The 14,158-nt window shown below is 71.5% G+C and carries 13 protein-coding genes; 9 read left to right on the forward strand and 4 right to left on the reverse strand.

The genetic code is table 11. The features are described 5' to 3' along the window. The first annotated feature begins 91 nt into the window (after nt 1–91). The 4 genes from pepN to AC1DIW_RS14325 all read left to right on the forward strand — a co-directional run bounded on the left by pepN (nt 92) and on the right by AC1DIW_RS14325 (nt 5,046). Complete coding sequence (gene pepN / locus AC1DIW_RS14310; protein ID WP_478108975.1) at nt 92–2,674, forward strand: aminopeptidase N; 2,583 nt, start codon at nt 92–94, stop codon at nt 2,672–2,674. A gap of 209 nt (nt 2,675–2,883) precedes the next feature. Further along, nucleotides 2,884–3,807, forward strand: coding sequence for a mechanosensitive ion channel family protein (locus AC1DIW_RS14315; RefSeq protein WP_442280345.1), 924 nt, complete (start codon nt 2,884–2,886; stop codon nt 3,805–3,807). An 87-nt stretch (nt 3,808–3,894) separates the two neighbouring features. After that, nucleotides 3,895–4,281: a globin gene (locus AC1DIW_RS14320; protein WP_442280346.1), complete on the forward strand. Its 387-nt coding sequence runs from the start codon at nt 3,895–3,897 to the stop codon at nt 4,279–4,281. Between the two features lie 144 nt (nt 4,282–4,425). After that, a complete protein-coding gene (locus tag AC1DIW_RS14325) occupies nt 4,426–5,046 on the forward strand; it encodes a hypothetical protein (protein WP_478108977.1) in 621 nt (206 codons plus the stop codon). A gap of 50 nt (nt 5,047–5,096) precedes the next feature. Here the strand turns inward: AC1DIW_RS14325 and AC1DIW_RS14330 are convergent, their stop codons facing one another. Both AC1DIW_RS14330 and AC1DIW_RS14335 read right to left on the reverse strand, forming a co-directional pair. Next, the gene (locus AC1DIW_RS14330; RefSeq protein ID WP_478108978.1) at nt 5,097–5,504 is read right to left on the reverse strand and encodes an NUDIX hydrolase; all 408 of its coding nucleotides are present in this window, start codon (nt 5,502–5,504) and stop codon (nt 5,097–5,099) included. A gap of 54 nt (nt 5,505–5,558) precedes the next feature. Continuing rightward, nucleotides 5,559–6,413: an LLM class flavin-dependent oxidoreductase gene (locus tag AC1DIW_RS14335; protein WP_478108979.1), complete on the reverse strand. Its 855-nt coding sequence runs from the start codon at nt 6,411–6,413 to the stop codon at nt 5,559–5,561. 108 nt (nt 6,414–6,521) lie between these two features. Between AC1DIW_RS14335 and AC1DIW_RS14340 the strand changes: the two genes are divergently transcribed. From AC1DIW_RS14340 to AC1DIW_RS14360, 5 genes are all read left to right on the forward strand, one after another. Next, nucleotides 6,522–8,342: a glycoside hydrolase family 13 protein gene (locus AC1DIW_RS14340; protein WP_478108981.1), complete on the forward strand. Its 1,821-nt coding sequence runs from the start codon at nt 6,522–6,524 to the stop codon at nt 8,340–8,342. Between the two features lie 126 nt (nt 8,343–8,468). Further along, nucleotides 8,469–8,819: a hypothetical protein gene (locus tag AC1DIW_RS14345; RefSeq protein WP_478108982.1), complete on the forward strand. Its 351-nt coding sequence runs from the start codon at nt 8,469–8,471 to the stop codon at nt 8,817–8,819. Then, on the forward strand, nt 8,816–11,572 hold the full coding sequence (locus AC1DIW_RS14350) for a hypothetical protein (protein WP_478108984.1): 2,757 nt from the start codon (nt 8,816–8,818) through the stop codon (nt 11,570–11,572). The genes AC1DIW_RS14345 and AC1DIW_RS14350 overlap by 4 nt, the downstream gene beginning before the upstream one ends. Nucleotides 11,573–11,598: 26 nt before the next feature. Then, nucleotides 11,599–12,003, forward strand: a complete 405-nt coding sequence (locus AC1DIW_RS14355; protein WP_478108985.1) for a hypothetical protein — start codon at nt 11,599–11,601, stop codon at nt 12,001–12,003. Nucleotides 12,004–12,086: 83 nt separating this feature from the next. After that, nucleotides 12,087–12,878, forward strand: coding sequence for a glycerophosphodiester phosphodiesterase family protein (locus AC1DIW_RS14360; RefSeq protein ID WP_478108987.1), 792 nt, complete (start codon nt 12,087–12,089; stop codon nt 12,876–12,878). Nucleotides 12,879–12,940: 62 nt separating this feature from the next. Here the strand turns inward: AC1DIW_RS14360 and AC1DIW_RS14365 are convergent, their stop codons facing one another. Beyond that, on the reverse strand, nt 12,941–13,579 hold the full coding sequence (locus tag AC1DIW_RS14365) for a DUF8185 domain-containing protein (protein WP_478108988.1): 639 nt from the start codon (nt 13,577–13,579) through the stop codon (nt 12,941–12,943). Continuing rightward, nucleotides 13,576–14,091, reverse strand: coding sequence for an acyl-CoA thioesterase (locus AC1DIW_RS14370; RefSeq protein WP_478108990.1), 516 nt, complete (start codon nt 14,089–14,091; stop codon nt 13,576–13,578). Before AC1DIW_RS14370 ends, AC1DIW_RS14365 begins: the two co-directional genes overlap by 4 nt. Nucleotides 14,092–14,158: the final 67 nt, after the last annotated feature.

Below are 14,158 nucleotides of genomic sequence, written 5' to 3' on the forward strand. Positions count from 1 at the left end.
ACCGGTGGGGGTTCCGTGCGAGGATGGCCCGCGACGACGCCGTCCACCGACGCACCGTCGCGCCCCCGAACCCTTCCCAGGAGGTCCCTACGTGCCCGGCAAGAACCTCACCCGCGACGAGGCGGCCAGCCGCGCGGGCATCCTGCGCGTCGATGCCTACGACGTCCGCCTCGACCTGACCACGGGCCCGGAGAACTTCCACACCGTCACCACGGTCGCGTTCACCTGCTCCGAGCCCGGCGCCGACACGTTCATCGACCTCATCGCCGACTCCGTCGAGAAGGTGACGCTCAACGGCGTGGACCTCGACCCGGCCGAGGTCTTCGCGGACTCACGCATCGCCCTGCCCGGCCTGGCCGCCGAGAACGAGCTCACCGTCGACGCGACGGGCCGCTACACCAACACCGGCGAGGGACTGCACCGCTTCGTCGACCCCGTCGACAACGAGGTCTACCTCTACACGCAGTTCGAGGTCCCGGACTCCCGGCGCATGTATGCCGTGTTCGAGCAGCCGGACCTCAAGGCGTCCTTCCGCTTCACGGTGACCGCGCCCGCGCACTGGAAGGTGATCAGCAACTCCCCCACGCCCGCCCCCCAGGCCGCCGGCGTGGCGGACGGCGTCGAGCGCGCGACGTGGTCGTTCGAGCCGACGCAGCGCATCTCCTCGTACATCACGGCGCTCATCGCCGGCCCGTACGACGAGGTCCGCGACGAGGTGCAGACGCGCAAGGGTGTCGTGCCGCTCGGTGTCTACTGCCGCAAGTCGCTGACGCAGTACCTCGACGCCGACAACATCTTCGACTGCACGAAGAAGGGCTTCGCGTTCTTCGAGGCGGAGTTCGACCAGCCGTACCCGTTCGAGAAGTACGACCAGATCTTCACGCCCGAGTACAACATGGGTGCGATGGAGAACGCCGGGGCCGTCACCTTCGTCGAGGTCTACGTCTTCCGGTCCAAGGTCTCCGAGGCCAAGATCGAGCGCCGCGCCCTGACGATCCTGCACGAGCTGGCCCACATGTGGTTCGGCAACCTCGTGACGATGAAGTGGTGGGACGACCTCTGGCTCAACGAGTCCTTCGCCGAGTGGGCGTCGACGACGTGCCAGGCCGAGGCCACCGAGTGGACGAGCGCGTGGACGACGTTCGGCACCGCGGAGAAGGCGTGGGCCTACACCCAGGACCAGCTCTCCTCGACCCACCCCATCGCCGCCGACATGCGCCACCTCGAGGACGTCGAGGTCAACTTCGACGGCATCACGTATGCCAAGGGCGCGTCGGTGCTCAAGCAGCTCGTCGCGTACGTCGGTCGTGAGCCGTTCGTCGCCGCGCTGCGCGAGTACTTCCGCAAGCACGCGTGGGGCAACACGACGCTCTCCGACCTGCTCGGCGAGCTCGAGAAGGCCTCCGGCCGCGAGCTGACCGAGTGGAGCAAGCTGTGGCTCGAGACGGCCGGCGTCAACACGCTGCGGCCCGTCTTCGAGGTCGACGCGGACGGTCGCTACAGCTCGTTCGCGATCACGCAGACCGCGACCGAGGAGCACCCGACGCTCCGCCCGCACCGCATCGGCATCGGCCGGTATGCCGTCCGACGCGATGGGGCGGGGGCGGCCGGCGACGTGCTCGAGCGGGTCGGCTACGACGAGGTGGACATCTCCGGGGCGCGCACCGATCTCGCGGAGCTCGTCGGCCAGGAGCAGCCCGACCTGCTGCTGGTCAACGACGACGACCTCGCCTACGGCAAGATCCGCCTCGACGAGCGCTCGCTCGCGACGGCGCTCTCACTGCCCCGCGGCTTCCAGGACTCGCTGCCCCGCTCGCTCGTGCTCGGCGCGACGTGGGACATGACCCGTGACGGCGAGATGCCGGCCCGTGACTTCGTCCGCTTCGTCCTCGAGTCGATGCCGGGCGAGACCGACTCGACCCTGCTGCGCGTCCTCCTCGGTCAGGTCTCGACGGCCGCGCGCCTCTACACGGCACCGGAGCACCGCGCCGAGGTCTCCGCGCTGCTGTCGTCCTCGCTGCGATCGCTGGCCGAGACGGCCGAGGCCGGCAGTGACGCCCAGTTCCAGCTCGTCGAGGCCTGGGCGGGCACGACGTCCGACCCGGCCGACGAGGCGCGGCTGCGGGCCTTGCTGTCGGGCGCCGAGTCCCTCCCGGAGCTGACCGTCGACACGGAGCTGCGGTGGACCTTCATCAAGGCTCTCGCGGCTCTCGGTGCGGCCGATGATGTCGAGATCGCGGCCGAGCTCGACCGGGACCCCACGGCCACCGGCAAGGAGCGAGCCGCCGAGGCGCTCGCCGCACGGCCCACCGCAGAGGCCAAGGCCGACGCCTGGGCCAAGGCCGTCGAGCGCAACGACCTGTCCAACCAGATGGTCGAGGCCATCAGCGCCGGCTTCCGTCGGAGCGCCGACCTGTCGCTGCTCGAGCCCTACGTCGAGAAGTACCACGCGATGCTCGTCGACGCGTGGGCCGAGCGCAGTGTCGCCATCGGCGAGCGCGTCGTGGGCGGCTTCTACCCGTTCTCGCTCGCGAGCCAGCAGCTCAAGGACGCCTCGGACGCCTGGCTCGCCGCCAACGCGGACGAGGCGCCCGGCCTGGTGCGCACCGTCGCCGAAAACCGCGACACGATCGCCCGCGCGCTGGTGGCGCAGGAGCGCGACCGCCGCGGCTGAGCCACGGGTGCGGGGCCGCCTCGCGAGGCGGCCCCGCACCACGGCTCTGCCGGCTCCCGGCTGAGGCCTCACCGACCACCTGACCGACCACCTGACTGAGAACCTGCTGAGAACCTGTGATCGACGCCTTCACGAACCTGACCGCTGTGACCCCCCTGACCTCCACGCCCACACCGACACCGAGTCCGTCTCCCTCGCAGGAGCTGCCCGTGAACCTCTCGATGCCCGACCTCTCCAACCTCACGTGGGCCGGGGTCGGGGACTGGCTCGTGGGCACACCGCTGCTCATCATCACGGTGGTCGTCGTGGGTCTGCTCGCGCGCTTCGTGCTGCACCGGCTCATCAACCGGGTCGTCGCGACGGCGACGTCGCGGCGCGCGGAGCGTCTCGCGAGCATCCCCGGCGCGGGCCGCGCCCTCCAGGCCGTCCGTGGCGCGAACGTGCGACACGTCCAGCGCACCCAGACGATGGGCGCCCTGCTCAAGAGCATCACGACGTTCGTCGTGCTCGGCATCACCGCCCTGACCGTCCTGTCGCTGGTCGGGATCCCGCTCGGGCCGATGCTCGCCTCGGCGAGTGTCGGCGGCGTGGCGCTCGCCTTCGGCGCACAGAGCCTCGTCAAGGACTTCCTGTCCGGGGTCTTCATGATCGTCGAGGACCAGTACGGCGTCGGTGACGTCATCGACACCGGCGAGGTCGTCGGTACGGTCGAGAACGTGTCGCTGCGCGTCACCCAGCTGCGCGATGCCGGCGGCATGACGTGGTACGTCCGCAACGGCGAGATCGTCCGGATCGGCAACAAGACTCAGGGCTGGTCGACGGCCATCGTGGACATCCCCGTCGCCTACGACCAGGACGTCGAGAAGGCGATCTCCGTGATCCGTGACGTCGTGAGCGTCATGGACGACGACGACGCCTTCAAGGACATCCTCCTCGAGGAGCCCAACGTCGTCGGTGTCGAGTCGATCGCCAACGGCGCCATCACGATCCGCATCATCGCCAAGACGATCGCCAACGAGCAGTTCGGCGTCCAGCGCGAGATCCGCGAACGGGTCAAGAGGGCCTTCGACCGTGAAGGCGTGCGCAGCCCACTGCCCGTCATGGCGCCCTACAGCGGGCCCGCCCCGAAGTGACGGGCGAATGGAGCCTGCCCGGTACGCGGCCGTCCGCCGCGGCAGCCGGACGGCGACCGTGAACCCGCCTCTGCGAGACTGACCGACGTGACGTACTACGACGACTTCGGGGGCCACGAGACCTTCGCCAAGCTCGTGCGCGAGTTCTACCGCGGCGTCGCAGAGGACGAGCCGCTGCGCGCCCTCTACCCCGAGCAGGACCTCGGTCCGGCGCAGGAGCGCCTCCGGATGTTCTTCGAGCAGTACTGGGGCGGCCCGACGACGTACTCCGAGCAGCGCGGTCATCCGCGACTGCGGATGCGCCACCTGCCCTTCCAGGTGACGCCCGACATGCGCGACCGATGGCTGCTGCACATGATGAACGCCGTCGACACCCTCGAGCTCTCGCCGGAGAACGACGACCGGCTGCGCGACTACCTGACGCGGGCGGCCTACAGCCTCGTCAACGCGCCGGGTCCCGACGGCACGTTCTGAGGCGCCGATCGGCCCGCTCCCGGTGGGACTCACAGCAACTCACAGCCCGTTCACGGCTGTGGACCCACAGCCGGGGTGTTCTCTGGTCGCAGGAGAACCCACGTCCGGGTGCGTGTGCCCGGTGACCACGACGGAAGGACGCGCATGCTGTCGATCAACGGGAAGCCGCTGAACAAGAAGGTGGCGGGCGTCGCTGCCGTGGGCGCGGCGGCGGCGGTCATCGGGCTCGGCGTCACCCAGGTGGCGCGCGCGGACGACGCGAGCACGACCACACCCACCCCGACGGCGAGCTCGACGCAGGGGGACGCGAACCAGGGCACGACGGGCGGCGGCGCCGGCCACGGCTGGGGCCCCGGGGGCCGCCACGGCGGCAGGGGCGGGGGAATGGGTGCGGGCGTCGACGTGTCAGCGCTCGCCACGAAGCTGGGTGTCGACCAGACCAAGCTCGCCGACGCGCTCAAGGCCGTTCGTGACGAGCTGCGGGCCAGCCACACCCCCGGTCAGGGCAACGCGACGAGGCCCGACCCGGCGACGATGCAGGACCAGCTGGCGACCAAGCTCGCGGGCAAGCTCGGCATCGACGCGGCCAAGGTCAAGGCGGCTTTCGCCGACCTGCGGGCCGCTCACGGGGCCACCGAGCAGAAGGCGTTCGACGACCGGCTCGCGCAGGCCGTCAAGGACGGCAAGCTGACCCAGGCTGAGGCCGACGCCGTCAAGAAGGCGGCCAAGGCCGGCGTCATCGACATGCACGGCGGGCCCCGCTGACGACGGGCACACCCGCTGAAGGGCGTCACCGCGGTCCGGGGTGATGCCCTTCAGCGGAGAGCGAGGTGAGCCCTCAGCGACGGCACGACGTGGTTGCTCAGCAGCGGGGCGAGGTCGGCGGGGAGCTCGTCGTCGAGCCCGAGCCAGCGCTGCTCGGCGATCTCGGCGAGCGGCGCGGGGACGTCGTCGGGCCGCAGCTGCGTGACGTAGACGGTGGCGTCGACCCAGGCGTCCGGTTCGTTGGCCGCGACGTCGTGGAATCGGCCGAGCCGCTCACCGAGTCCCGAGACGTCGAGCCCGACCTCCTCCATGACCTCGCGCACGGCTGCCTCACGGGTGCTCTCCCCGAGGTCGATCTTGCCGCCGGGCAGCATGAAACGCACCGACCCGGCTTTGCGGACCGTGAGCAACTGCCCGTCCCGGACGAGGCAGAAGGCAGCCGTGACAAAGGTCGTCATGCACCAGACGGTAGCGCCACGCCATCGGGGTCCTCGGCCGGGCGGGCCCCGGGGTCATCGCGACGGCGGCGGACCCGCTGCGACGCGGCGGCGCACCTCGGCCAGGCCCTCGCGGCCCTGAGGCACGTCCCACCAGCTCTCGATCCACCACGTCGCCCCGGCCTGCTCCCAGGCGGGAGGCTCCGCCGGCTCGAGGGTGGTGAACGAGCCCCACGAGTCCGCCTCGATGACGACGTCGTAGCCCTCCCAGGGCAGTCCCTGCTCCGCGCGGAGCCTGCGCACCGTGTCGACGACCGCAGCGAAGGCCTCGACCGTCTTGGGTCGACCGTCGGGTGCGTGGATCGCCGGGATCAGACCCTGCCAACGGACGGCCCGCTCGAGCGAACGCTGCCGGCCACCCCCAGGGCTCGGTGCGCCGACGACCCAGACCGGCGGGTGGGGCCGTTGCGGAGTGGGCGGCGGCAGCATGAAGTCGTTGGCTCCGGCGCTGTAGTACCTCCCGGCATACGTGAAGGTGGCGGCGTCACCGAGCAGCCCGGCGTAGATCGCGAGGCTCTCGTCGAGCTTGCGGGCGCGGGCGGCGCGACCCTCGTCGGCCTCGAAGGCGAGCCATCCGGGGTGGAGGGCGCCCAGACCGACCGACATGAACGCACGACCACCGCTGATCCGGTCGACCGAACCGACCCGGGAGGCCAGGTCCCAGGGTCGGTGGCGTGAGGCGGGGGTCAGCAGCGTGCCGAGGCGGATGCGCTCGGTGACCATCGCCGCCGCGCCGAGCTGCACCCACGCCTCGACGCCGTAGAGCGCCTCCCAGCCGAGGACGGCGTCCCATCCGCGCTCCTCGCCGAGACGCCCCAGCTCGGCGAACTCGCGTTCGGTGGCGTACGGGACGACGAAGCCGCTCTTCATCCTCCGTTCCTACCAAGAAGCAGGGACAGTCCGGCCCCGAGCGACACGTTGCAAGAACTTGCAGAATTTTCTTTGAGTTTTCGGTCCGATGAGGAACGATGGTGGCTCGTGACGCCATCAGCAACCCAGACCCTGAACCACCCCGAGCTCGAGTCCGGGCTCGCCGCCGGACACGACGTGGACGTTCGCGAGGACGCGACCCCCGTGCACGCCGCCGACCGGCCCGACGCCGCGTGGTGGCGGCAGGCGGTCATCTACCAGATCTACCCGCGCTCGTGGGCCGACAGCGACGGCGACGGCATCGGCGACCTCCCCGGCATCACCTCGCGCCTGCCGCACCTGCGCGCCCTCGGCGTCGACGCGATCTGGCTCTCGCCCTTCTACACCTCGCCGCAGGCCGACGCCGGCTACGACGTCGCCGACTACCGCGACATCGACCCGATCTTCGGCTCCCTCGACGACGCCGACGCGATGATCGCCCGCGCCCACGAGCTCGACCTCAAGGTCATCGTCGACATGGTGCCCAACCACTCGTCCGACGAGCACGAGTGGTTCAAGGCCGCCCTCGCCGCGGGTCCGGGCTCGGCGGAGCGCGCGCGCTACATGTTCCGCGAGGGCCGTGGCGAGCACGGCGAGCTGCCCCCGAACAACTGGGAGTCCGTCTTCGGCGGGGCCGCGTGGACGCGCGTCAACGAGGCCGACGGCCGCCCGGGCCAGTGGTACCTGCACATCTTCGACACCAAGCAGCCCGACTTCAACTGGGAGCACCCCGAGGTGCGCGCCGAGTTCGAGTCGATCCTGCGCTTCTGGCTCGACCGTGGCGTCGACGGCTTCCGTGTGGACGTCGCGCACGGCCTGATCAAGGAGCAGGGCCTGCCCGACACCGACGACGAGCGCACGACGATGCTCGGGCACGCCGAGCACGAGGGCGAGCACGGGCACGGAATCGCCGAGGAGGCGCCGCGCATCGACCACACGAAGCGCAGCCCGATGTGGGACCAGGACGGTGTCCACGAGGTCTACCGCGCGTGGCGCCAGATCCTCGAGTCCTACGGCACGCCCGACCGCATCCTCTGCGCCGAGGCCTGGGTCGAGCCGCAGGAGCGCGCGGTGGCCTACGTCCGCCCGGACGAGATGCACCAGGCGTTCAACTTCGACTTCCTCACCTCCTCGTGGATCGCCCACGACCTGCGCGCGGTCATCACCTCGTCGCTGCACGCCGCGGACTCCGTCGGCGCGCCGTCGACGTGGGTGCTGTCGAACCACGACGTGGTCCGCCACGCGTCGCGTCTCGGCTTCGCGCCCGGCACGCCGCGGATGAACGGCATCTCGGCGACCGACCCGCAGCCCGACCGCGCGCTCGGCTTGCGCCGGGCCCGCGCGGCGACCGCGCTCATGCTCGCGCTGCCCGGTGGCGCGTACATCTACCAGGGCGAGGAGCTCGGTCTGCCCGACTCGACCGACATGCCGGCCGAGTTCCGCCAGGACCCCACGTTCGCTCGCACCGCCGGCGCCGAGACGGGCCGTGACGGCTGCCGCGTGCCGATCCCGTGGTCGGCCGACGGACCGTCGCTGGGCTTCGGTCCGAGCGCCAGCACGTGGCTCCCGCAGCCCGACGTCTACGCCGACTACGCCGTGGACCGCCAGGAGGGCGTCGCCGGCTCGACGCTCGAGCTCTACCGCGCGCTGCTCGCCGCGCGTCGCGAGCTGTCCCTCGGGACCGGCTCGCTGACGTGGGTCGAGGGGTATGCCGGCGACGTCGTCGCGCTGACCAACGGCTCGTCCCTGCGCGACCGGGTCCTCGTGGTCGCCAACCTCGGCGCCGAGCCCGTCGCCCTGCCGAAGGGCGCCGAGGTCATCGTCACCTCTGCCCCGCTCGAGGACGGCCTCGTGCCGACCGACGTGACGGTCTGGGCCCGCTGGTCCTGATGTCGTGACAGGCGGTCTGCCCGCCCGCACGTGAGGCCCCTGTCCTTCGGGACGGGGGCCTCACGGCATACCCGGGCCTGTGGATGACGGCCGATGCGGTCGGCCCCGCTCTCCTACGGTCGAGGCATGACGCGCTACTCCATCGACACCGAAGGGGTGTCCCGTGAGCGGCTCGCGCTGGCACGCGACCCCGCCGAGCTGCACGACTGCGCGTCACTCGTCGCCGCAGCGACGGCGGGTGCCCTGAGCGCACTGGGCGTCGAGGGTGAGGGCATCCGAGTCGCACTCGAGCGCTTCCGTGCCGTGCACGCGTATGCCCTCGACGCGGTTGCCGACGCGGCGAGTGCCCTCGGCGACCGACTCGACCGGTCGACCCTGGAAGTCCGCGCGGTGGAGCTCTTCGTCACGGCCGGATTCGCGCAGGTGTCGGCGAGCTGGCTTGCGTCGCAGGGCATCTCGGCCTCCGGCTCCGGATGAGTCGCGTCCACGACGTCGGGAGCGCTGCCGCATCGATCGCAGGAGCGGTCGCGCTCCCGCTGCCCGCGGGAGACGTCGAAGGCCTGCGTGGGGCGGCGCGGTCGCTGGACCGGGTCGCCGCGCGGGCTCGTTCGACCCTCACCGTGCGCGGGACGCTGGGCGCGAGACTCGGCGCGGTCTGGACAGGAGACGCGGCGACTGCGGCCGGAGCCGAGGCGGCCGAGCTCGCAAGGCGGTGTCACCCCGTCGTCGACGCCCTCCCCGCGGCCGCACGCGCACTGCTGGCGTATGCCGCCGCACTCGACCACGCGATCGCGCGGGTGCGCTCATTGCAGCGCCAGTGGGATGCGCTCGACGCCGAGCACGTGCTGACCGCCCTTCACCTCGCCGCCCTCCCGGACCCGACGGGGACGATCGGCGTGCTGGGGATGGAGCGTTCCCGCGCGGACCTGGCCGCGGGACGCGCTCGGCTGAGCCGCGCGTACTCGGGCGTCATCGACGAGCTGACGGCAACGGCGCGCCGGTGCGCCGGCGGCATCTCCGGTGTGACCGGCGCGACGTTCCCGCCGGGGAGGACGGTGAGCGCAGCAACAGTGCAGTCCGCCGTCACCGGAGGCCTGTGGTTCGCCGACGGTGTCGTGGCAGCACGGGCGTCGCGAGACGCCGGCCTCGCCGACAGCGTGCTGGTGCGCCGTGCGGTCTCAGCGGGTGGGGGCTCGGCGGGCGGATTGCGGGACGACACGGTCGCGCAGATCGCGACCCGCATCGAGGCACGCGTCGATGACCCGGTGTACGCACAGACCCTGCTCTCGGAGCTCGGTGCCGACGGGCTGGCGCAGCTGCTCCTGGCCGCGGGCGTGACGAGGAGCGGGTCGGGTGCCCACGTCGACACGGTGCGCCGGGTTCTCGGCGCGTTCGGGTCACTCGTCATCACGGCAACGAGCCATCGTCCGCCCCCGGGCACCGACCCCCGGACTCGCTCCCAGCTGGCGTCGGGGGCGGCACTGCTCGCAGACGACCTCGTCGCCGGGGTGGACACGGTCCGTGTCGACCCGTCGGGCAGCGGCCGCGCCGCCGGCGCCTGGCTGCTGGGACAGCTGCTCTCGGGGGCGCGAGCGGCACGTGACGACCGACGGCTACCCGCACGACTCACCCGGCGGGCGGCGGCAGCAGTCGCCTCTGCCGAGGTCGCCGAGACCCGCGACGCGGACTCGGAGATGCGGCACGGCGCGACCGTGTGCCCTGACGGCGCGGAGGCGTTCGCCTCCTGGTTCGACGACGCCGCGCGGACGGGCGACGCCCTGCACGTCCTGCTCGAGAACGTGGGCGACGACCCTGCCGAGCAGGCCGCGCTGCTGGCCGAGCCGTTGCCCGGTCCGGGGGCCACAGGTGGCGCGCTGTCGAACTCGCGAGGTGACCGGCTCACCCTCGGCGAGCACCTCGTTCGACGCTGGATCACCCACGAGGCCAACAGGATCGAGAGCCACCCCGATCTGCGCCTGGCAACCGACGCCGACCTCGTGCGACTGCTGTCGGGTGTCGTCTCGAGCACCGACGCCGGTGCTGCTGAGACCCGTGCGCGCGTCATGCTCGAGCTCTCCCGCACGAGCGCACACGCGATGCTCGAGGCGTCGACGACACGGATCTACGCCCGGTCCACCGCGCCGGTCGAGAACCTCGTCGTCGACTGGTTCTCCGCGATGCGCGAGAACGTCGACCTCGCGCTGACGACACCACTCCAGGCGTCTGGACCGGCTCCGAGGTACTCCGCCGAGACGTCACGCGGCACACAGCCGTGGCTCGACAGTCAGGAGCTGGCGGGGGTCGTCGGCGCGCTGGCGGTCGACACCGGGACGGGGCTGCACGCGAAGGACGCCGGTGCGGCATACGACCGGCTCGTCGACCACGAGCTCGCAGCAGCGCGGACGACTGTCGGGGGTGGTGGCGACGTGCGTCGCGACATCGTGCGCCTCGGGTTCCTCGACCAGGCAGCGTCGGCCGCGCTCGTCGCCGTCGCGCGACGTCAGGACGCCCTCAACCGTTCGGCGTGGCAGGGGCTCGCCGAGGCGGGGCACGCCATCGACGAGATCCGCCGTGGAGGCCCGATGGGGGTGGTGTCGATGGTGCACACCTACGCGCAGGGCGGGACGCTGCGGACCACGAGTGACGACCTCGTCATCGCGCTCGTGCGCTCTGACGTCGAGCTGTCCCAGACCGAACTCGACGACGCTCGGCGTGCGACGCTCGTGTCCCGCGTCGAATCGCTCGCGGGCGGGTGCGCCGACGTGCGATCGACGATCACGGTCGGCGCCGGACGCGCGCCCCTGCTCCCGACGGCCGGCGACCTCCGGGCCGCGCGCCAGGTGGAGATCCGTGCGGCTATGGACGCCCTGCTCGACGACAAGGCGGGCGGCTCCGCCGGCTCGCCCACGGAGCGGCTCGGGCAACGAACTCGTGGCACCGACCGCGCCCACATGGTCGATTCGCCGAGCAGCCGACTGCCCGAGCTGGACCGGCTGCCGCTCGGAAGGTCACGGGGCGTGCACACCGTGCCCGACGAGCGGGCTCTGCGCGTCCTGTTCGACCAATGGACGGCAGGCGCCACACGGCGCGCTCGTCCGCAGTACAACGGCGACTGGTTCGAGCGTCCGGACGGCATCCAGGTGGGTCTGCGATCCGACTCGCGCAGCGGCGGTGCGACGATCGACGTGCACTACCCCGACGACCAGGTATGGAAGGTCCACATCCAGTGACGCTCCAACAGCCCAGACGTTCAGCCGTGGAAGAACTGCTCGTCTCCACGATCTACGACTGGATCGACCTCGGATTCCTTCGCTCCACGGTCCGGAAGATGACCGGCGTCGGTCCCGCTGAGCTCCATGCTGCTGTGATGACGGTCGTGGCGCAGCTCGTGATGGACGGGCTCGTCGCGGCAGGGGACGTCACCAACGAGGGCTTCCGGGCCTGGGACTGTTCTCGCGCTCAAGCCGTCTCTCGTATCGATCGTGAGTGGCGTGCGGAGCCCGACCCCCAGCTCTGGCCGTTCCAGGTGGCCGCGCTCGCCCCGACCCAGGAGGGTGTCACCGTCATCGAGTCAGTCATGGCGCGCGAAGGAGGCGACGGGTCCTGGCGAGAGCGCATGGCGCAGAACCCCTTGGCGATGGCCCACCCCATGGAGGAGTGACTACGTCCGCGACATCCCACGCCGCACGTCGCCCCACTCACCATCCCGAGGTTTGTCTCCGCGCTGCCACTAGCCTCGGCGTCATGGGGACGACACGGGCCTACCTCGAACGGACTCCGGTGGCCTTGGCCCACCGGGGCGGATCGCTCTACGCGCCCAACGTGGGGCTCGAGAACACCATGACCGCCTTCGGCAACGCCGTCGGCCTGGGCTACACCCATCTCGAGACCGACGTCCACGTCACGAGGGACGGGAAGCTGGTCGCGTTCCACGACACCGACCTCGACCGGGTCAGCAACGCGCACGGGCGGATCCGCGACCTGCCGTGGTCCGAGGTGTCGCACGCCGAGGTCGGCGACGGCGGCCACGTGCCGCTGCTCACCGACGTGCTCGACGCCTGGCCCGACGTCAACCTCAACATCGACCTCAAGGCCCCCGGAACGGCCGAGCCCCTGTGGCGCCTCATCGAGGAGCGGGGGCTGCACGACCAGGTCTGTGTCGGCTCGTTCTCCCAGCGCAACATCTCGCAGTTCCGGCGGCTCTCGCACGGAACGGTGGCGACAGCGGCCGCCCAGATCGGCACGGCGTTGGCCCGATTCGGGCCCCGTGCGCTCACCGCGGTCCTCCGCACCCCGGCGGACGTCTTCCAGGTGCCCACGTCGATCCCGTTGCGCGGCAGGCCTGTTCGGGTGGTCACCGAGCGTCTCGTCGAGACCGCGCACCGTTACGGCAAGCAGGTGCACGTCTGGACCATCGACGACGCCGACGAGATGCGGCGCCTGCTCGACGTCGGCATCGACGGCCTCGTCAGCGACCGCATCGACGTGCTCAAGGACGTGCTCGTCGAACGTGGCGTGTGGACCGGCCGCGACTGAGGCGACCCGACCAGGCGCCCGGGCCGGCGCACGCCGCGAGGCGGACGGCATACGCCATCGGTTCAGCGGACGAGGACGTGACCCCGCGAGGTGCTGAGGCGGGTCCACCGGCCGTGGGCCGCGATCGACGCGCCCTCCCCCGCTGCGGTGAAGCCCAGCACGTGCGCGCCGAAGGCGAGGCCGGCGGCGATGGGCGGCACGGTGTCGCTCATCGCACCCCAGGTGCGCCGTCTCAGGGAGTCGACCGCGTGACCACCGGCATTGGCGGGCGTGCCCTCCGCGACCTGCGAGATGCCTTGGAGCGCAATGGATTCGATGACCCGGCCGTCGAGCTGACCCACAGGCTCCCATCCGTCACGCGGCGGCGTGAGTCCGCTCCACGGAGCACGCACGGTGGTCGGGGGGACGCTGAGCACGGCGGTGTTCCCGTCACGCGCCAGACGGTCGTTGACGGACGCGATCGACACGGTCGTGTCCACCGCGGCGGACGGTGCGATCGTGACGACGCGCATCCCTAGCACCGTGCCGTCGCCCAGGAGCCCGGTCCCCTCGATGACCGCGACGGTCGTGACGAGCAGGTCACCGAGCACCTGGAGGCGCACCGCGCCGTCGGGGTTGGCCCGGCTCGCGCGGGCGAGGTAGGTGCCGAGGTCGGCGAGCCCGCGCGGGTCGCCGAAGTCGATGTGCGTGGTGTCGGTCACCGACGCCGCCTCCGGAACGGCGCAGGCTCGCCGAGGTGGGCCCGGACCGACGCACGCTCGTCGGGTCGCATGCGCCGGGGCGCCTCGCTCGCGAAGTCGTAGAGCGCGAGCTCGGTCTCCGCGACGGCGTAGACCGGTCGCTCACCGTCGCCCACGCCGTCGGGGTCGGTCACGATGTAGGCGACGTCGAAACCCGCCCCGCCGATCCGCGAGACCCACATCTGGATCTCCACGGGCGCATGCCGGAAACCCAGGGGGCGGCGGTACTCGATCTCGTGACGCGACACGAGCACGCCCTCGTCGAGCATGGTCTTGTCGCCCGCTCCCCCGCCGTCGAACCAGTCGCGGAAGGCGATGACTCGCGCATCCTCGAGCAGCCGGAGGAACTGCACGTTGTTGATGTGGGCGTACGCGTCCATGTCGGACCAGCGCAACGAGACCTGCGCGGCATACGGCCTCGCCTGTGGTTCGGCCTCGGGAGGGGTGCCGGTCACGTCGCTCGTCTCCGTCATAGGCCCCATCCTTCCAGCCCTGAGCGGCCACGCTCGTCCACATCCCCTCCGTGGACGGCCCGTGCGT

Source organism: Terrabacter sp. 01T434 (assembly GCF_056398545.1).

Excerpts from the sequence above, each read along its gene's own strand:
- AC1DIW_RS14325 (WP_478108977.1), top strand. The coding sequence starts at position 4,426 with ATGCTGTCGATCAACGGGAAGCCGCTGAACAAGAAGGTGGCGGGCGTC.
- AC1DIW_RS14330 (WP_478108978.1), bottom strand. The coding sequence starts at position 5,504 with ATGACGACCTTTGTCACGGCTGCCTTCTGCCTCGTCCGGGACGGGCAG.
- AC1DIW_RS14335 (WP_478108979.1), bottom strand. The coding sequence starts at position 6,413 with ATGAAGAGCGGCTTCGTCGTCCCGTACGCCACCGAACGCGAGTTCGCC.
- AC1DIW_RS14345 (WP_478108982.1), top strand. The coding sequence starts at position 8,469 with ATGACGCGCTACTCCATCGACACCGAAGGGGTGTCCCGTGAGCGGCTC.
- AC1DIW_RS14350 (WP_478108984.1), top strand. The coding sequence starts at position 8,816 with ATGAGTCGCGTCCACGACGTCGGGAGCGCTGCCGCATCGATCGCAGGA.
- AC1DIW_RS14360 (WP_478108987.1), top strand. The coding sequence starts at position 12,087 with ATGGGGACGACACGGGCCTACCTCGAACGGACTCCGGTGGCCTTGGCC.
- AC1DIW_RS14370 (WP_478108990.1), bottom strand. The coding sequence starts at position 14,091 with ATGACGGAGACGAGCGACGTGACCGGCACCCCTCCCGAGGCCGAACCA.